The 19,495-nt window shown below is 50.7% G+C and carries 14 protein-coding genes; 11 read left to right on the forward strand and 3 right to left on the reverse strand.

Translation table 11 applies throughout. The features are described from left to right. Positions 1-509: 509 nt before the first annotated feature. The 11 genes from ACX9NY_RS26300 to ACX9NY_RS26350 all read left to right on the forward strand — a co-directional run bounded on the left by ACX9NY_RS26300 (position 510) and on the right by ACX9NY_RS26350 (position 13,040). Positions 510-1,334: an ABC transporter ATP-binding protein gene (locus ACX9NY_RS26300; protein ID WP_472475986.1), complete on the forward strand. Its 825-nt coding sequence runs from the start codon at positions 510-512 to the stop codon at positions 1,332-1,334. Next, a complete protein-coding gene (locus tag ACX9NY_RS26305; protein ID WP_339238268.1) occupies positions 1,306-2,127 on the forward strand; it encodes an ABC transporter permease in 822 nt (273 codons plus the stop codon). Before ACX9NY_RS26300 ends, ACX9NY_RS26305 begins: the two co-directional genes overlap by 29 nt. Beyond that, positions 2,124-3,062: an ABC transporter permease gene (locus ACX9NY_RS26310; protein ID WP_472475988.1), complete on the forward strand. Its 939-nt coding sequence runs from the start codon at positions 2,124-2,126 to the stop codon at positions 3,060-3,062. Before ACX9NY_RS26305 ends, ACX9NY_RS26310 begins: the two co-directional genes overlap by 4 nt. Positions 3,063-3,199: 137 nt before the next feature. Beyond that, positions 3,200-4,264, forward strand: coding sequence for an ABC transporter substrate-binding protein (locus ACX9NY_RS26315; RefSeq protein WP_472475990.1), 1,065 nt, complete (start codon positions 3,200-3,202; stop codon positions 4,262-4,264). Between the two features lie 21 nt (positions 4,265-4,285). After that, complete coding sequence (locus ACX9NY_RS26320) at positions 4,286-5,659, forward strand: aminotransferase (RefSeq protein WP_472475992.1); 1,374 nt, start codon at positions 4,286-4,288, stop codon at positions 5,657-5,659. Between the two features lie 125 nt (positions 5,660-5,784). Continuing rightward, positions 5,785-7,074, forward strand: coding sequence for a M20 family metallo-hydrolase (locus ACX9NY_RS26325; RefSeq protein ID WP_472475994.1), 1,290 nt, complete (start codon positions 5,785-5,787; stop codon positions 7,072-7,074). Between the two features lie 4 nt (positions 7,075-7,078). Continuing rightward, complete coding sequence (locus ACX9NY_RS26330) at positions 7,079-7,960, forward strand: nitrilase-related carbon-nitrogen hydrolase (protein WP_472475996.1); 882 nt, start codon at positions 7,079-7,081, stop codon at positions 7,958-7,960. Between the two features lie 117 nt (positions 7,961-8,077). Beyond that, positions 8,078-9,445 (forward strand): NAD(P)-dependent oxidoreductase, encoded by a 1,368-nt coding sequence (locus ACX9NY_RS26335; protein ID WP_472479414.1) that lies wholly within the window; start codon positions 8,078-8,080, stop codon positions 9,443-9,445. A gap of 630 nt (positions 9,446-10,075) precedes the next feature. Next, complete coding sequence (gene preA / locus ACX9NY_RS26340) at positions 10,076-11,371, forward strand: NAD-dependent dihydropyrimidine dehydrogenase subunit PreA (protein ID WP_253441370.1); 1,296 nt, start codon at positions 10,076-10,078, stop codon at positions 11,369-11,371. Further along, positions 11,368-12,813, forward strand: coding sequence for a dihydropyrimidinase (gene hydA, locus ACX9NY_RS26345; protein ID WP_472475998.1), 1,446 nt, complete (start codon positions 11,368-11,370; stop codon positions 12,811-12,813). The genes preA and hydA overlap by 4 nt, the downstream gene beginning before the upstream one ends. Beyond that, the gene (locus ACX9NY_RS26350; protein ID WP_253441366.1) at positions 12,813-13,040 is read left to right on the forward strand and encodes a hypothetical protein; all 228 of its coding nucleotides are present in this window, start codon (positions 12,813-12,815) and stop codon (positions 13,038-13,040) included. The genes hydA and ACX9NY_RS26350 overlap by 1 nt, the downstream gene beginning before the upstream one ends. Before the next feature lie 29 nt (positions 13,041-13,069). Here ACX9NY_RS26350 and ACX9NY_RS26355 read toward each other — a convergent pair whose 3' ends face one another. The 3 genes from ACX9NY_RS26355 to ACX9NY_RS26365 form a co-directional block, all read right to left on the reverse strand. After that, on the reverse strand, positions 13,070-14,746 hold the full coding sequence (locus ACX9NY_RS26355; protein ID WP_339238250.1) for a PucR family transcriptional regulator: 1,677 nt from the start codon (positions 14,744-14,746) through the stop codon (positions 13,070-13,072). Between the two features lie 443 nt (positions 14,747-15,189). Beyond that, complete coding sequence (locus ACX9NY_RS26360; RefSeq protein ID WP_472476001.1) at positions 15,190-18,444, reverse strand: efflux RND transporter permease subunit; 3,255 nt, start codon at positions 18,442-18,444, stop codon at positions 15,190-15,192. 33 nt (positions 18,445-18,477) lie between these two features. Then, on the reverse strand, positions 18,478-19,425 hold the full coding sequence (locus tag ACX9NY_RS26365; RefSeq protein ID WP_472476003.1) for a TetR/AcrR family transcriptional regulator: 948 nt from the start codon (positions 19,423-19,425) through the stop codon (positions 18,478-18,480). Positions 19,426-19,495 lie beyond the last annotated feature (70 nt).

The following is a 19,495-nucleotide window of genomic DNA, read 5'->3' on the forward strand; positions in this document are numbered from 1 at the left end:
ATTTCTGGATTTGAAAGCTTCGTTCTACTGATCTTTGGATAGACCTACATATGTGGTTTTCAAAGTGATATATGACAAAGGAAGCCAGCCTGCGTGGTGATTGATCCGGAATAGTGATACCGCATTCATCATTCAGGAGTCTTGACACGTGGAGGTGGAGCCCTTGTACGTCTATTCAATCTTTATACAAGAAAATGGACAAGAATACGAGGGCATATGTCATATTTTCCGAATATTTATTCAATAAATACAAATGATCGTGCGTTTGTTGTTAAGTGAAATGTATGTTAGCTAAATACGAGGAAAACTCACATGGATATATCTGAGAATACATCTCATTTTACATTGTGTAACATGAACAGGCCCATACTCAAAACACACTGTATAATGTAATCCCCGCCCAAAGCGATATAGTATTATCTAACAAGCAAACCTGTTACGTTCGTGTATATAAACCTCCCATTCAGCCTTGTGTGCCATGAAAATAACTTCCACAAAGGAGAATGCCCATGTCCTCCGCACCCTCAGCTACAGTCCCTGGAGCCTGCCATATTGATGTAGATCATGTGTCCGTTGTCTTTGGCACAGGTACACAACAAGTCACTGCTTTGTCGGATGTTACATTCCAGATCGAGTCCAATGAGTTTGTCTCTCTGCTGGGCCCTTCCGGCTGTGGCAAGTCGACCTTGCTCCGGTTAGTGGGTGATCTGCTTCAGCCCACCTCAGGCACCGTTCGCATTGCCGGTCAGGAGCCAGAGCGGGCTCGACTACAGCGACAGTTCGGTATTGTCTTCCAGACACCCGCCTTGTTCGATTGGCGCACCGTTCGTCACAATGTGGAATTGCCACTGGAGCTGCTCGGTACCCGCCGGAAGGAGTGCCGCCGCATTAGCAGTGAGCTGCTTGAAATGGTAGGACTAACCCGCTTCGCCGACCATTATCCATGGCAGCTCAGTGGAGGCATGCAGCAACGAGTATCCATTGCGCGTGCCCTTGCGCTTGATCCACCATTGCTGCTCATGGATGAACCCTTCTCGGCACTGGACGAATTCACCAAAGAAAAGCTTCAATTGGAGCTGCTTGAGATCAAGCGCTCAACAGGCAAGACCTTCCTCTTTGTCACACACAGTATCCCCGAAGCGGTATTTCTGTCCGACCGGATCATCGTACTCTCGGCGCATCCGGGGCAAGTACATTCCATTCATTCCGTCGACCTGCCTTCTGAACGCCATAGTGAACTGAGAGAAACGGATGCTTTCTACCACATGATCACAACCATTCGCAATTGCTTCTACGAGGAGCGTGATGAATCTCATGTCCCTGCGGTTCTTTAAACCGGGATATCGATCCTGGGTCGTCATCTGGATTATGGCCGTATTGGTGCTGTGGGAGGGAATCGCCTGGATGCTCCAACTATTCCTGTCACCCCAGCAGGCGGCGTCTCGCCTTCCTTATCTGCATGATGTGCTTGCAGCCTTGTTTCGTTACTCGGGTACGCTGGCAGAGCAGGGGGCGGTCACGTTTGGCAATGCGGCCATTGGTTTTGCAGGGGGAACGCTGCTGGGCCTGGGTCTGGCTCTGCTCATGAGCGGAGCTGTATGGCTGGAGCGCACGTTATCGCCATATATAGTCTCCTCACAGATGGTTCCGGTGATTGGTCTCGCACCAATTGTGTACGGCATCATTCACAACGCGGAATGGGCCCGAATGGTTATGGCGGCGTACGTAACTTTCTTCCCGATCATCATCCATACGTTGAAAGGATTAAAAAGTGCAGCGCCAGAGCATCTGGAACTGATGCGTTCCTGTGGAGCTTCATTGACTGCACGATATATCAAATGTCTGTTGCCCTCAGCACTGCCGGGATTATTTTCAGGTATGAAAATAGCTGCTCCGCTGGCGGTGACCTCCTCTATCGTTGTGGAATTGATGGGTGCCCCTGACGGACTCGGTGTCCTGATGGTTAGTTCGTTATATTACGGCCATGCCCAAGTGGGCATGTTCTGGGCAACCATCATGCTTAGCATTGGCATTGGCCTGATCTCGTATCTGGTCATCAGTCTGGCCGAACGTTGGCTAACCCCCTGGCAGCCTGAATTCAGGGCCAAAGGAGGCGATGCCACATGAGTGAAGGTAGGGTAATGCAGCGGAAACGTGATGAAGGTGTGGCAATTGCTGCTGTAACGGGAACTGCTACGCCCCTCCCTGGTTCACAGATGACATCTGCTCCCGGATCGGAAATCCATGGACAACCGGGACAAGCCGAAAAGGCAAGATTGGGCATCGGCGTTCGCAGGCGATCGATTGCACTGAGCATGCTTCCTTGGGGTGCGGGTGTATTGTTTCTCTCCCTCTGGCAGCTGAGGTTGTTTCATTGGATATTCTCGCTGGAAAGCTACCAACTGCCTGTGCCTTCCGCGATTGCGGCATCGATACAGGAGAATGCCAATATGCTCTTTCGATATGCGATGTACAGCGGAACCGAAATGCTGGGGGGATTCCTGCTGGGTTCCCTGTTGGGCGCTCTGGCGGCAGCGGGTGCATCGTTCTTTCCTACAAGCGGCAAGGCGGCGGTTACGGTTCTGTCGGCACTGAACGCTGTTCCGATCGTGGCTCTTGCCCCGATTATGAACAATTGGTTCGGTGACGGGATCTGGTCACGTATTGCAGTCATCACCGTCATTACGATGGCGGCTATGGCGGTCAGCCTGTTTAAGGGGCTGACCTCCATTCAGCCGCAGTATAGTGATCTGCTGAGTGGCCTCGCCGCAAGCAGGATGCAGTTTTTTTGGAAGCTGAGACTGCCTCATGCCATACCTTCCCTCTTTGCGGGTCTGAAGATCAACATGTCGACCAGTATTATCGGGGCCATTGTGGGTGAGTTTTTCATCGCCTCCCAGGGGCTGGGGTACTTGCTCTCGGATCAGATTCGATTGGCGAACATGCCCTTGGCCTGGTCCTGCATTGTCATCGCCGCCGCGCTCGGTATTGTGTTGTATGAAGCGGTTGTCCTGGCAGAAAAGCGGCTCATTCCGTGGAATCGTGCACGCACAGATCACTAACATACATCAGGGTATCAACCATAGATCGTAATACGTGATTGAGGTTGTTCAATAAGTCCACGGTACTGAAAACCAGACTTTTTTGAACACGGACTGATGATTGATAAATCGTATATACACAGGGGGTTGTTCTGTCCATGTACAAAACGTTGAAGCCGGGTTTGCTGGTATTGGTCCTGTTGGTTGTTACGATGCTGAGTGCATGTTCTACGCAGTCCGAGCCGGCCGCTGAGCCTGTTGCTGCAAGTTCAGGAGGGGCGGGCGAAGCAGATCAACCCTTAACCAAAGTGAGAATTCAACTGAAATGGGTGCCTCAGGCGCAGTTTGCCGGAATCTATGCAGCGAAGGAAAAAGGTTTTTTTGCAGATGAAGGCATTGATGCCGAGATTATTCCGGGTGGGCCGGATATCGTGATTGAGCAGCAGGTGGTCAATGGCGCCGCCGATGTAGGGATCACCGGAGTGGACAGTCTGCTGGTCAGCCGGGATAACGGTCTGCCACTCGTCTCACTCGCCCAGATCTCACAGAAGAGCAGTTATCGCTTGATCGCCAAGAAGTCGCTAGGTATTACCGATCCCGCTCAGATGAAAGGCAAGAAGGTCAGTACCTGGTTCGGCAGTCAGCAGTTTCAGGTGCTCGCATTCATGGAGAAGAATGGCCTGGACCCGAAGAAAGACATTGAACTGGTGAAGCAGGGCTTCACGATGGATCAGTTTTTTAATGACCAGGTAGATGTGGCGACAGCAACGATCTATAACGAATACCACGTGGTGTTGGAAAGTGGAACAAAAGAATCCGATCTGGATGTGTTCAACATTGAAGATGCCGGTGTTGGCATGCTGGAGGATACGCTGATTGCCAAGAAAGATTGGGTAGACAGCAATCGTGAGCTTGCGGTCAAAGTGACCCGTGCCATTCTGAAGGGCTGGAATTACGCCATCGACAATCAGAATGAGACAGTGGATATCGTGATGAGTAATGTGACGGAGGGCAGCACCACTCGTGAGCATCAGGTCACGATGCTGGAAGAGATTGCAAAGCTGATTCGCCCGGAAGGATTTACGGAGCAGCAAGTCGGCAGTTTTGTGGATGAATCATTTACCCGAACTGCGGATATTGCGCTGAACTATGGCCTGATCAAAAAAGCCGCCAACCTGGATGAAGCACTGGAGAAAAGCATCTATGAAGAAGCGGTGAAATAAACGTGTGGAGGAGGATGACGAATGAGTTCTGTGGATCAGCAGCCTCAGCCGCTTGGCGGTACGAAGGAAGAATGGCTGGAGAAGGATCGCAAATACGTATGGCATCACATCTCACCTCATAACGATCATCCGATGATTGCGGTAAGTGGGGAGGGCAGCTGGATCACCGATCAGGATGGTACACGTTATCTGGATGCGATGTCTGGACTATGGTGTGTGAATGTAGGGCATGGCCGTGAGGAAATTGCGAGAAGTGCCTACGAACAGATGAAATCCCTCGCTTATGTACCGATGACGCAGAGTCACGAACCGGCAATTTTGCTGGCAGAGAAGCTGAATGATTGGTTGGAGGGGGAGTATCGAATCTTCTTCTCCAACTCGGGTTCAGATGCGAATGAGGTGGCTTTCAAAATAGCCCGTCAGTATCACCATCAGAATGGTGAGCCTACTCGGCACAAATTCATCTCCCGTCACCGTGCCTATCACGGTAACTCCATGGGGGCACTGGGCGCCACCGGGCAAGCCGCCCGCAAGATCAAATATGAACCGCTCGGCGTAGGTTTCTCTCATGTTCCACCACCGTATTGTTACCGCTGCCCGTTTGGGCGAAACAAGGATGGATGCGGACTCGAGTGTGCAACCATCTATGAAGAGGTGATTCGTTGGGAAGGTCCTGAGACGGTTGCCGCAGTGATTATGGAGCCGGTGATCACTGGGGGTGGCATGATTGTCCCTCCGCCGGATTATATGCGCACCGTGCAAGAGATCTGTCAGCGCTATGGCGTGCTACTCATTGTCGATGAGGTCATCTGTGGTTTTGGCCGCTCGGGGCAGAAGTTTGGTCATCAGAACTATGGTATTCAGCCAGATATGGTGACGATGGCAAAAGGCATGACCAGTGCCTATTCACCGCTATCCGCAACGGCGGTGCGGGCCGATCTGTATGACACGTTCCGGGAACCCGGAACAGATGCGCATTTTCGTCATGTGAATACATTTGGTGGGAATCCGGTGTCCTGTCGGGTAGCGCTGGCGAATCTGGAAATTCTGGAACGAGAGAGTCTGGTCAGCCGTGCGGAGGAACTGGGATACCTGCTTCGTGAGAAGCTGGAACCATTGCTGGAGCTGTCCATTGTGGGGGATATCCGTTCATTCGGATTCGCCTGTGGGGTGGAATTGATTGAAGCAGACGGGTCTCCTGCGGAAGCGGATAAAGTAATGAAGGTGCTCGCCAGTTGTAAGCGGGATGGCATTCTGATCGGCAAGAACGGAGATACCGTGCCAGGGTTTGCGAATATTTTGACGATCTCCCCGCCGTTTGTCACCACGGAGGAAGAACTGGACCTAATCGCAGGAAGTTTGCTCGCTGCGTTGCGAAGTCTGGATGCGAGTTAGTAACTGGATATGGATGAGAACACACATGTACGACAAGTACGACAGAAGTGTTGGCAAGCAAAATTAAGCAAAATAAAGTGTTTCAACACATGATGTGATAACAATGCACAAGGAGGTGAGGGACGATGCAGACCACAACAGGCAAACTCATCAATCAGCTTCGGTTGAATGAGCGAATTGAGCAGTTATCACAGATTGGGCGAATCGCAGAGACGGGCGTCTGTCGACTTGCCCTGACCCCGGAAGATATGGACGGAATCATACAGGTTCGCCTGTGGATGGAAAAGGCCGGTCTGACGACCCGAGTTGACCCCTTCGGCAATCTGATTGGTCGTCTGGAAGGTGCGGATCAGGCGCTGCCGATCCTCATGATTGGTTCCCATATCGACTCTCAGCCGTATGGCGGTCGATATGATGGAGCGATTGGTGTGCTCGGTGCACTCGAAGCGGTGCAATGCCTGATCGAAATTGGCATTCAGCCCCGTATGCCGATCGAGGTGATTGCTTTTTGCGATGAAGAAGGTTCCCGTTTTAACAAAGGCCTGTTCGGCTCGCGTGGTATAACCGGTCAGTTGGAAGAAGGCGAACTGGAGCGGCAGGATAAAAACGGAGTGACCCGCCGGGAGGCGCTGGAAGCCTTCGGCTGTTCTCCTTCGGATTTTGAAAAAGCGATCTATCCGCCAGGTTCCATAGGCAGTTATCTGGAGCTGCACATTGAGCAGGGGCCAGTGCTGGAATCGCTGAATGCTCCGATAGGTCTGGTGACCGGCATCTCGGGTCCGCTGTGGCTTACGGTTACGATGAAAGGTATGGCGGGTCATGCCGGCTCCGTTCCGATGGGGATGCGGCATGATGCTCTGGCAGGCAGCGCCAGAGTTATTTCCGCTTTTGACGATATGGTGAGAGAAGACCCGGAAGCTCCAACTGTAGGTACGGTAGGAAGTCTGAGAGTGTTTCCGGATTCGCGTAATATCATCCCGGAGGAAGTCAGCTTCACGGTTGATTTACGAGACATGGAGATGGAACGCAGGAACCGGCTGGAAGCCCGATTGATGAACATTTTGGATGACGTGAGTTCCCGATATGGTCTAACGTATTCGCTGACCGAGGATACGAACAGTGAGCCAAGGTATTGTGCAGAGTCAATCCAATCGGTGATTCGTTCATCTGCGGAAGAGGTCGGGGTTACTTTGCCAGAACTGATGAGTGGTCCGTTCCATGATGCGTTGGCCCTTTCGCGTGTGTGTGATTATGGCATGATCTTTGTCCGTAGCAAGGACGGCATCAGTCATCATCCCAGCGAATATTCCTCTCCGGAGGATATTGGACTCGGCACGGAAGTGCTGTATCGAACCATTCGAAGGATGTGCGGTGGAGTGAACCAACCAACCATTTTACCTGAGGAGGCGTTGTGACGATATGGGAAAAATCAGCATCGGATTAATCCAGGCATCACATGAGATTGAAGGTTCGGCTCCCATTGAAGTTCACAAAGAGGCTGCGGTTCAGAAGCACATCACGTTGGTCCGTGAAGCTGCTGCAAGAGGGGCCAAGATCATTGGATTGCAGGAAGTATTTTATGGGCCGTACTTTTGTACAGAGCAAAATCCAAAATGGTATGCATCCGCTGAACCCGTGCCGGAAGGGCCCACGACCAAGCTGTTTCAGGAGTTGGCGAAGGAGCTTGCGGTGGTGATTATTTTGCCGGTGTACGAGGTGGAGGGCATTGCTTCGTATTACAATACGGCAGCCGTTATTGATGCAGATGGTACGTATCTGGGCAAATACCGCAAACATCATATCCCGCATGTGGAAGCAGGTGAGGGTACGAATGGGTTCTGGGAAAAGTATTATTTCAAACCAGGCAACCTCGGGTTTCCGGTATTTGATACGGCCTACGCCAGAGTGGGTGTGTACATCTGTTATGATCGTCATTTTCCGGAAGGGGCACGATTGCTCGGGCTGGCAGGTGCAGAGATTGTGTTTAATCCATCTGCTACGGTTGCAGGTACATCGGAATATCTGTGGAAACTGGAACAACCCGCTCACGCGGTAGCTAATGGTTATTATGTGGCAGCCATCAACCGGGTCGGCGTGGAAGCGCCGTGGAATATGGGTGAATTTTATGGGCAGTCGTACTTGGTCGATCCACGAGGCAGAATGGTTGCCATCGGCAGCAGGGATCAGGATGAGGTCGTCATTGGCGAGATGGATACGGAGATGATTCGTGAGGTACGTAATGTATGGCAGTTCTACCGTGATCGCAGGCCGGAAACGTACGAACATCTGGTTAGTCTGTAGGAAGCGGCAACACGTGATCGGTAAGTGATTCTGTCAGCGGGGTGGAACGTATAATGCACGCAAGTTTGTTTGAGTTTGAGATAGCGTAGATCATTCTCCAGGAGGTGCACGACATTGATGAACAGCTCAGGAACAACGTTATCCGATTATGGATGGGAGAGTCGTTTTGCCGAGATGAAACCCGCCATGACAGGTAAGGAAGCGATGGAGGAATCGAACCGCTGTCTGTACTGTTACGATGCACCTTGTATCAAGGCCTGTCCAACCGACATTAATATCCCGTCTTTTATTAGCAAAATATCAACAGGGCACCTGAAAGGATCGGCCCGCACCATCATGGATGCGAATCCGGTGGGAGCTAGCTGCGCACGTGTCTGTCCCACAGAGGAACTGTGTGAAGGCGCATGTGTGCTGAACGAATCGTCGAAGCCGATTCGTATTGGTGACTTGCAGCGTTACGCCACTGACTGGGCGCGGGCGAAGAATGAGCCGTTATTCCAGGCGGCGTCTGCCAATGGGAGAACCGTCGCTGTTGTGGGAGCGGGGCCAGCTGGACTGTCGGCGGCACGTGAACTGGGGCGCGCAGGGTATGAGGTGACGATCTATGAAGCCAAACCCAAAGGCGGTGGGCTAAACACGTACGGCATCGTATCCTTCCGTCTGCCCGAATCGGTTGCGTTATGGGAAGTGGAGCAGGTGGAAGCGCTGGGTGTGCAGATCCGTTACGGGGTGCGCATTGGTGTAGATATTCCTGCTACGCAGTTGCTGGAGCAGCATGAAGCGGTCATTCTGGCTTGCGGCATGGGATCGGTGCCCATGCTGGGCATTGAAGGAGAGACACTGGAAGGTGTCTATGATGCGATTGAACTGGTGGAGTCTACGAAGCAGGGTGTTCCGCCGGCACTGAATGGTCTGAAGGTCGCCGTGATTGGCGCGGGCAATACGGCGGTAGATGCAGCGACCTGTTCGGTGCGTCTGGGTGCCGAGCGGGTGCAGATGTTATATCGGCGCGGGGAAAGCCAGATGACGGCGTATGCGTTTGAATATACGTTTGCCAAGCAGGAAGGTGTGGAGTTCCGCTGGTTTACGATGCCGCAGCGTATTATTGGAGACGAGAACGGTCGGGTTCAGGCTGTAGAATGTGTGAAAATGGAACTGATTACTCCGCCTGGAGGTGGGCGTGCATTGCCTGTGCCTGTGGAGGGATCGGAGTTCATGATTGAATGTGATACGGTCATTCGGGCGATTGGACAGCATCGTTTATTACCATTAATCGAAGCGATTGGACTGCGTCATCACTGGGGCGTTGTCGAGATTGAGCCGCACACGTACCGTACCTCGCATCCTCAGATCTATGCGGCAGGAGATGTTATTTTTGGTCAGGGCCAGGGTGAGGCGATGGTTGTCTCGGCTGCACAGCAAGGTAAGCTGGCCGCCGCCGCAGTCATGAAGGCATTGCCTGGGCAGGTGGAAGAGACGGCGTAAGTGGTGAGGAAGAAAAGGGAAATAAAGAGCACGGAAAGTGTCAATGAAAGGGTGAGAGGAAAGAGTACGGGTGGGAGGACGCTAGGGATGGCTAGAGAGATGAGGTGTAGATCTGAGCAAGATGTCTGGTATGCATCGAACCTCGCATTCTCGCATCCCTGATGCGCTAACGAACCTTACACACCTTATTGTGGCAATTATGGAGGATTGAAAAATCTAACGAATCTCACACGTCTTATGTTGACAAAAAACCGTCGAAATAAAGCCTAAATGAGCGATTACAGCCCAATAAGCTTTCTACGATTCGTTAGATTTTGAAAGTGCCGCAAATGAGTCGAATAAGAGGTGTACGGTTCGTTAGATTACAAGTGCTATCCAGCAACACCGTTACTACGCAGAGATCCTGAGCACGACCAAATATCCAATACAACGGTATACATTGTACTAAACATTTACACGAAACGGAGAGGAAAGAAAGGACCTGAAGAAACGAAGTGCTCGCCTTTATTCCCGGATTTTCCCTTTAGAAAAGGAATCAAAAAAATCTGGGAATAACAGCGATCGGAAGGTTGTTCTGTCATCGGAGTGTTCAGTGTAACTAATAAGGTCAAACACCAAGGAGGGATCGTTATGGCTGACTTATCCATTAATCTGGCAGGTATTCGATCACCCAATCCATTCTGGTTGGCTTCTGCACCACCGACCAATACGGGGTATCAGGTTCAGCGTGCGTTCGAAGCGGGCTGGGGCGGCGCGGTGTGGAAGACACTGGGTGAGCCGATTATCAATACATCCTCGCGTTTTGCGGCGGTTCATTTCGGCGGACAGCGGGTGGCGGGGTTTAACAATATTGAATTGATATCCGATCGTCCGCTGGAAGTGAATCTGCGGGAGATTGCCGAGACCAAGAAACGCTTCCCAGATCGCGCGGTTGTCGCTTCACTGATGGTGGAACCTACGCGGGAGAAGTGGCATGAGATTGTGAAAAAGGTGGAAGCCGTCGGCGTCGACGGTCTGGAACTGAACTTTGGCTGCCCGCATGGCATGGCTGAACGTGGTATGGGAGCCGCCTCTGGTCAGCAACCTGACCTGGTCGAACTACAGACGATGTGGGTGAAGGAAGTGGCGACCACACCAGTGATTGTGAAGCTCACGCCGAATATCACGGATATTACGGCAACCGCCCGGGCAGCTGTTCGCGGCGGCGCAGATGCGATCTCCCTGATCAATACGATTAACTCCCTGGCAGGTGTGGATCTGGATTCGTGGAATACCGTGCCACATGTAGGCGGCAAAGGAGCGCATGGCGGGTATTGTGGCCCAGCTGTGAAGCCAATTGCACTGAACATGGTTGCCGAGTGCGCACGTAATCCGGAGGTGGGTGTGCCAATCTCGGGTATTGGTGGCATATCCGACTGGCGGGATACGGCAGAGTTTTTGCTTATGGGTGCTACAGGGGTTCAGGTATGTACCGCAGCGATGCATCATGGATTCCGCATTGTAGAGGACATGATTGATGGGCTGAATGACTATCTGGATGAGAAGGGTCTGAGCAGCGTAGCAGAGTTGGTAGGCCAGACGGTTCCGCGATATTCGGATTGGGGCAATCTTGATCTGAACTACAAAGTGGTCGCTCGCATCAACCGCGATGTCTGCATTAATTGCAACAAATGCCATATTGCGTGTGAGGACACTTCGCATCAGTGTATTGACATGTTGACCGACCCGTCCGGTTCCTATCTGGAAGTGGTGGAGGAGGATTGTGTTGGCTGCAATCTGTGTTCGATCGTGTGCCCGGTGGATGGGGCGATTGAGATGGTGGAGCTTGTGCCTGAGCAGGAGCCTGTAACCTGGAATGAACGTCAGTCTGCGATTGCCATGCTGCAATCGGTCGGAGATCAATCAACCAAGGAGGCGATATCATGAGTACCCGCAAATTGATTCGTAATGGTGTGTTGGTCACAGCGTCAGATACCTTTGAAGCAGATATTTTGATCGAAAAGGGTAAAATTACACAGATTGGCATCGGACTGGTGCCAGACGAACGAACGGAAATGGTGGATGCAGCCGGCTGTTACGTTATTCCGGGCGGTATCGACCCGCATACACATCTGGATATGCCATTCGGTGGAACAGTAACGGCGGACGATTTTGCAACGGGAACGACAGCGGCAGCCTTTGGCGGTACAACGACGATTATTGATTTCTGCCTGACACAAAAAGGCCGTCCATTAATCGAATCCCTCCAGGAATGGCATGCCAAAGCCGAGGGTAAAGCCGCCATCGACTATGGTTTCCATCTGATGATTGGGGAGATGAATGATCAGGTGCTGGAGGAGTTGCCGCAGATCATTGAAGAAGAGGGGGTGTCATCCTTTAAGGTGTTCATGGCGTATAAAAACCAGTTTCAAGCCGATGACGGGATTCTCTTCCAGACGTTGCAAAAGGCAAAAGAGTATGGCGCACTCGTCATGGTGCATGCCGAGAACGGGGATGTTATTGACCTGCTGGTTCGACAAGCACTCGCCGAAGGGCGCACGGAGCCAATTCATCATGCGCTGACTCGTCCATCCATGCTGGAGGGAGAAGCGACAGGCCGAGCGGCACGACTGGCTGCACTTGCGGATTCACAGTTGTATGTGGTGCATGTGACCTGTGCGGAGGCTGTGGAGCAGATCGCGCGTATGCGTGAAATGGGTTACCGAATCTGGGGGGAGACCTGTCCTCAGTATTTGACGTTGGATCAGTCGATCATGGATCAGCCGGACTTTGAGGGTGCAAAGTATGTCTGGTCACCGCCGCTGCGGGAAGCAGCGCATCAGGAAGTACTATGGAACGCATTGAAAAGCGGTCAGTTACAGACGATTGGCTCTGATCATTGTTCGTTTAATTTCAAAGGGCAGAAGGACCTGGGCAAGGATGATTTCAGCAAAATTCCGAACGGGGGGCCGGTCATCGAAGATCGACTCAGCATTCTGTATTCAGAAGGTGTAGTCAAAGGGCGGATTACGCTCAATCAATGGGTTGATCTATGTTCGACAAGAGCAAGTAAGTTATTTGGATTGTTTCCGCAGAAAGGGACTCTGGCTGTAGGGACTGATGCGGATATCGTTATTTTTGACCCCTCTGTAAACAGGGTGATCTCGGCAGATACGCATCATATGAATGTTGATTACAGTGCATTTGAAGGCATGCAGGTACAGGGGTGTCCGGTGACGGTGTTGTGCCGTGGGGAGTATGTCATTCGAGATCGGCAGTATGCCGGGACAGCGGGAGCAGGGCGATATGTGAAGCGCAACAAATATGATGCAGGTGTACCCATGCCATTGAAACAGCCTGTGGCGGCAGTGAATGGAGGGATAAACTGATGTCGGATCATGATGTGTTTGAGGCCGAGAGGATCGCCATCGAGCGAATGGTTGCGCAGGGGTATCGGATCTATGCGGTACGGGAACATCTGGAGGGTGCTCATGTCATATGGGAGCACCCGGATCTTCCCGAGGAGAAACAAGAGCAATACGTGGGTACAGCATCTGGACGGAAGTGGTTCAGTCATATCCTGATTCGCCAGCTTCAGGAGCAGCGGGGAGCTTAGACCATAGACCATAGGACTGTGCTAATCCTTCATGCGATCGGGCCATGAACATACTCATAAGCATAGATCGCGAGCTCAATCGCAACTCGCTTTTCGGGGAGGATATAATCTTCTCCCAGAAGCGCTTCGATTTTGTCCAAACGGTGATAGAGTGTCTGTCTGACAATATAAAGAGCGGTAGCCGTCTCTTGCTTGGAACAGCACAATACGAAATATTGCTTGAGTGTGCGCAGTAATTGGCCTCCTTTCTCCATATCGTAACGGATAAGAGGGCCCAGATATTCTTCAATAAAATCTTCCAGATTACCGCTCTGCTTCATGTTGGCAATGATGCGATAACAATGAAGATTACTGTAAAAGGGCTGCTGCATCTCGCCGATATCCTTCTGAATCCGCAGTGTCTCTTTTGCGGATTCCAGGCTTTCCTTTAGACGGGAGAGATTCGCGCAGCTATGACCGATAGCGAACAGACCTGAGAAGAGACGATGGGTCTGTTCCTGCTCGTGCTGCTGCAATTGTTCGATGCAGCGCCAGAGACTGCTTTTGCGCTGAGATCCAGGTAGTGGGTCGAGAATGATAAGAATGATCTGGTGGTTCAGAACGGTGCTGTAGAGGGTGAAGTTCTCCCGGGCGAACACGGAACGGGCGACGATGTTGCGTTGGATTAATATCTTCTGGAGTCTGAGACTGTCTGTGTATGCGGGGTTGCTGTCGAATAGGATGATGTTCGCTTTGCTCGTTGCAAGAAGGGGATTGACCGTGGAGACATATTCATGGATTTCCTTCGTGGAGTGATGTCCGTTAAGCCAGTCAATGACCCACATATCTTCTTTGTAGCGACGTTTCTCTTCCATGTATTTGGTTCGCATCCAGTCTTGGGCAATCGCTGCCGCGCAACGTTCCAGTGCCTGAATGACGAATTCATCCGAGGGATTGATGGGTATATTTGAATCATGCTCCGGCAGTTTTTGGTGCATCAGCACAAGGTCGGCAAAGGTGTAGTCCAACGCCTGAACAGGCAGATAGAATAGATGGCAAGCGTTCCTGGTTAGTGGGGCTTCCTTCGAAATATCTACTTGATCCGATCGTCCTCGCTGCAAAAACCAATCCTGCCGCCGAGTCTCCAGCTGCTCTGGCGAGCAATAGGGAACGCTACTTGCTTCCCCTTCAAGTGGGTATAACGCCACGGCACATCCGGTTGTTCGTGATAGCAATCGAAGTAAGGGTTGTACGCCATCTCCATTCAGAAGAAGTTGGTTAAACGAGGTGGTGAGATTATCGAGTTCGGCGATCATCCGCTGATGACTGCGAATCAGGGTGAAATGCAGGTCTTGTGTAATATCAATATAACGGACTTGTTCGTGGAACCAGATCAACGGGAAATCCGCTGCCACTGCAATTTCTTTCATGGCACCGAGCTGTGACTTGGTGTGATCCCCCAGTTCCATGCAGAGTCCGGCAGCCCCGCGTGCAATTAACTGACGCAGGAAAGACAGACCTTGCTGCTCACCTTCCTGCCAGCCAATGCCTGTCGTCAGCACCAATTCCCCGCCATTGAGCAAGTCCCCTACCTCAGGCACTTCCATAATATGAACCCAGCGAACATACCGCTCCAGCGCACGATCACTGGCCAGAACCTCTGCCTTGCGAAACACGGGACGTTTTAACATGTCTCTGACTTGAATATGAAGCGTAGTCTCCCCCACACAACCACCTTCCTTCCCCAATACATGTAATCTATCTGGAGCTGGAATCCGTTAACTTGCATAATTAATCCATATTATAAGTCGATTTACAGCAGATCGGCTGAAATCTCACGTTCATTTGTTTTAAATGACAAATGGGTCTCTTCTTTTTGTAATTTTGATTAAAAAGATGTGTTTCTATGTCATTCAATGTGACGCGTTCTCTACTCCAATGAGAGCGAGGTCTATGTTCCTGAAGTAATCTTCTCTTATATAAAGCTTTTAGCTCCGCTTCCTTAGACTATTTTTGTCGTCAATATCTCGTTTGAATTTACATAAAAAAGCCCCTTAGCATTACATCGGAATTCAATCATTCCAATATGCGCTAAGGGGCAAGAGGTTAGAACGTATAGTCTGTATCGAAGTTGTACTCGAACCGTTATATGAGAACAACTCTCTACTTCTTAATCTTCAATTCTTTTCTTTTTGAATTTCATCAGGAACTCATACACAATCGGTACGATAACCAGCGTAAGCAGCGTGGAGCTGATCAGACCGCCGATTACGGTAATTCCGAGTCCTTTGGAGATGATCCCCGCACTTTCTTCGAGACCTGTAACCAATGGCAACAGGGCGCCGATGGTTGCGAGAGCGGTCATCAGAATTGGACGCAGACGTGTTGCACCGGCTTCCAGCAAGGCTTCACGGGTAGGCATACCCTCTTTTTCCTTGTGAATAACTCGGTCGATCAACACGATGGCGTTGGTGACTACGATCCCGATAAGCATCAGTCCACCCATCATGGCGGAGACGTCAAGTGTACCCCCAGCGATGAACAGACCTACCATAATACCAATCACCGTAAATGGCAGGGAGAACAGGATGGCGAATGGTGCCAAACCGCCGCCGAACGTTACAACAAGCACGAAGTATACAATGGCGATGGCTGCCAGCATGGCTAGACCAAGCTGAGTAAAGGTATCATTAATCTGTTCGGTTGTACCGCCGAACTTCACTTCAACGCCGTCAGGCAGATCCAACTTGTCGATCTCAGCCTGTAAGCTACTTGAAGCCTTCGTTACATCCGAAGCCAGGATGTTGGCTGTCACTTGTACAACCACCTTACCATCAATTTGCATGATGGAGTTCGGGGAGGTGCCTTCTTCCACTTTGGCAACATCTTTGATCGGTACTTGGATGCCAAGCGGTGAAGTGACGGTTTCATCCTCAATCTCTTGAATGCTGTTAAATGTTTTATCGTCTGTCTCTACATATACTTTATATGTTTTGTTATCAATATCAACTTCCGTGAGCACAGGGCGTTCCCGTACTGGGCTCAATGCCATGGCCAGTTGGCCAGCAGTCAGGCCCAAGGAACTTAGTTTCTCCTGATCTGCCACGAGTGTATATTGCCCGTAAGTGTCAGCGAGTGTGGTGTCTGCTTTTTCAAAATTATCCGTATCCGCTTCAACCAGTTTCAGAATTTCGTCCGATACAGGTTTGAGCTGCTCTACATTATCGCCATAGATGGATAGGCTCAGGCCACTGCCACCCAGACCGCCGGACATGTCGAGCTCATTCCAGGTTCCTACGGTAACTTCTTTCTTCAATCCTTCGACAAGCTGTTCCTTCACGTTGGTGAAGTCTTTTGTATCTTTGTTATATTCGATATAGAAGAGAGCCGAGTTGGAGCTGCCGCCACCCATACTGCTCAGTGGATTGCTTCCACCGATGGAATATTGCATTTTCTCCAGACCCGGTTGTTTCAGCAACCACTTCTCGGCAACAAGTGCTTCTTTTTCTACATCTTCACGCAAAGCTCCGGTTTGCGGGTTGTACGTAATTGTCACATATTTATCCTGTTGTTCCGGCAAGAAGCTTGCACCGATGAATGGATACAGGAACAAACTGCCTACCAGCAGGATCACTGCAATACTGACCGTAATGAGTTTGTGTGACAGGGTCCAGTTCAGCAGGCGTTTGTAACCTTCCGCCATCTTGCCTGGTTTTTCTTCGTGATTCTGCTTGTTCTTCAGCCCTTTACGGAACAGGGAATGCGCAAGCATCGGCACGATGGTAATGGCAACGATCAGGGATGCCAGCAAGGCGAATACCATGGTCAATGCAAATGGCAGGAATAGCTCACCAACCATACCACTTACCAATGCCAGTGGCAGGAATACCGCAATCGTTACGATCGTGGAAGAAAGAATGGGAATGAACATCTCGCGCGTTGCTTCGCGGACCAGTTCACGGCCTTTCAGTCTCTCTCCTTTGAGTGTTAATCTGCGGTAGATGTTCTCGATAACAACGATGGAGTCATCGACAACCCGTCCGATGGCAACCGTCATGGCACCCAGTGTCATCATGTTCAAGGTAATATCCATGATATTGAGCGCAGTCAATGCCATGAGCAAGGAGAGCGGGATCGAGATAATGGAGATAATGGTTGAACGAATATTACGCAGGAACAGCAAGATGATCAGGATGGCAAACAAAGCACCGAAAACAGCTTTGCCCAGCATCGTGTTCACCGAGTCCTGGATCGGTTTACCTTGGTCGAGAAGTACAGTCAGGTCTGCATTTTTGAACTGCTTCTGCAATTCTTCCGCTTTGTCTTTAACTGCATTCACGACATCAACCGTGTTGGCATCGTTGGATTTTACAACGGAAATACCGATGGATTCCTTACCGTCTGTCCGGGAAATGGATTCCGCTTGACCGATGACTTCGATCTTGGCAATTTCACTTAGCTTTACAGTTGGAATGCCCGGCGCATTGGCAGCACCAGAAGGACTACCTACACTGGCGTTACCGCCAGCAGCTTGGCCTGCGGCAGGGTCTGTTCCTTGTGCAGAGCCAGGAGCTGTACCTTGAGCTGCATCACCAGCCGCGGAGCCTTCACCTGTTGGTGCTCCAGAGCCTTGTGGAGCTGCGCTTGAGCCATTGCCTGCAGAAGCGCCGGCACCGCCGGGTACGACTGGAATGGCAAGGTTTTTCAGATCATCGATGTCGACGATGTTGCCATCTACGACAACGGCTTTCTGGGATTTATCCAGTTCGAACAGTCCCAGGGGCACACGAATGGATGAACCTTGAACGATGCCGTTTACCGTGTCTTCCGTTAGGCCCAGCTCGGCCATTTTGGCTTGATCGAACTTCAATTGAACTTCTTTTACATATTGACCTGACACCTGAACCTGAGCTACACCTTCAATGTCTTCGAGTGCAGGCTGAATATCCGATTCAACCAGTCGTGTCAATTGTTCCAGGTCACCACCGTGCTTGTCGGACAGGCTTAGGGATACAACCGGGAACGAGTTAATGCTGAACTTGGAAATGGTCGGCTTCTGTACGCTGTCAGGCAGTTGTACTTCATTCAGTGCCTCACGAACGGTTGCCGTTGCATTGGTCAGATCTGTTCCATAATCAAATTCGAGTGTGATGGATGCTGCATTCTCCATGGACGTGGAGGTAACCGTCTTAACGCCATCAACATTCCGCAGCTTTACTTCCAGCGGCTTCGTGACATCTTCAACAATTCCCTCCGGTGCAGCCCCCGGATCAATGGCAGTGACATTCAGAAACGGTACGTTGATGTTCGGAATGGTCTCTTGCTTCATCGTCAATCCGCTGTACAAACCTGCGAATGAGATGATGATTGTCAGAATCCAGATCGCAAACTTGTTGTTCAGTGAAAAATTAATAATACCTTTCATACGATGGTTTCTTCTCCTCTCTGTTTCTCCTGTTTATGTGTGTGACGAGTCAGCAGGGATGAACCGGCTATACATGGCATCCAAAATATGCTGAAGCTCGGAATGCAAGGGTTGAATGGCAGTTACGTTCTCCAGATTGTGCATCATGCCCAGAATAATGGCGCGTCGCGGCGTGAATTCCATCATCTCCTGTCTGAGAATGGCAATGGTTTCAAGTACATCAATCTTCGGTTGCCCTGCGGGCAAATCGGAGGCGGCGACATCCTGCATTTGTTTGATGATATGGATAGGATGTCGCATCACCGTGGAATCTGGATGGGCCTCGGTAATCCAGGCAGGCCATTCCTCCAACGGAATCAAAGGCTCAGGTCGTTGGTTAAGGAATCCATGTGCGGCATAATCCATCATTTGCAGCAAGTTTGTTGCCATTTTGGTAACGGTGAGAGAAGGCATCTCTGTAAACCAGATTTTGACGTAGGAGAGGAACAGTCCGTGTGTCAACAAAATAAGATCAATCGTATATGGTTCAATCTCCGGTCCATACTGCTCTTCCAGCTTATCCTTGAACCAATGTAAGGTACGGATCTCCAGATCTCTTTGCTGTGGATGGCACTGTTCCTTGCGTTGCTGTTCATCATCCATCATCATGCTTCGCAATTGTACCCGCAAAAATTCCTTGAATTCGGCTACATGAATGAGCAGAGTTTCAATCTGCTTGTGCAGGCGTTCTCGCGGGGAGAGGCTGGTTTCATGCTCAATCTGCGTCATCTCGTCCATCAGCGTGTACATGCAGTACTCCAGCGTACTGGCTTCCAGTTCCTCTTTGGATTTGAACATGATATAAAGGCTGCCTTTGGACATCCCGCATAGTTCAGCAATCTCTTGCATGGATGTTGCAGCACTGCCTTTGGATGAGAATAGCTTAAGTGCTGTAGTAATGATGAGTTTTTTCTTCTCATTCATCTCATGTATAGGGTTCATTAACGATACATTCACCTCATCAGGGAACTTGTGAGTTCTTGAATTGACTTTAAGGTCAAACCAAGTATAA

It is taken from the genome of Paenibacillus sp. CB74 (genome assembly GCF_055687625.1).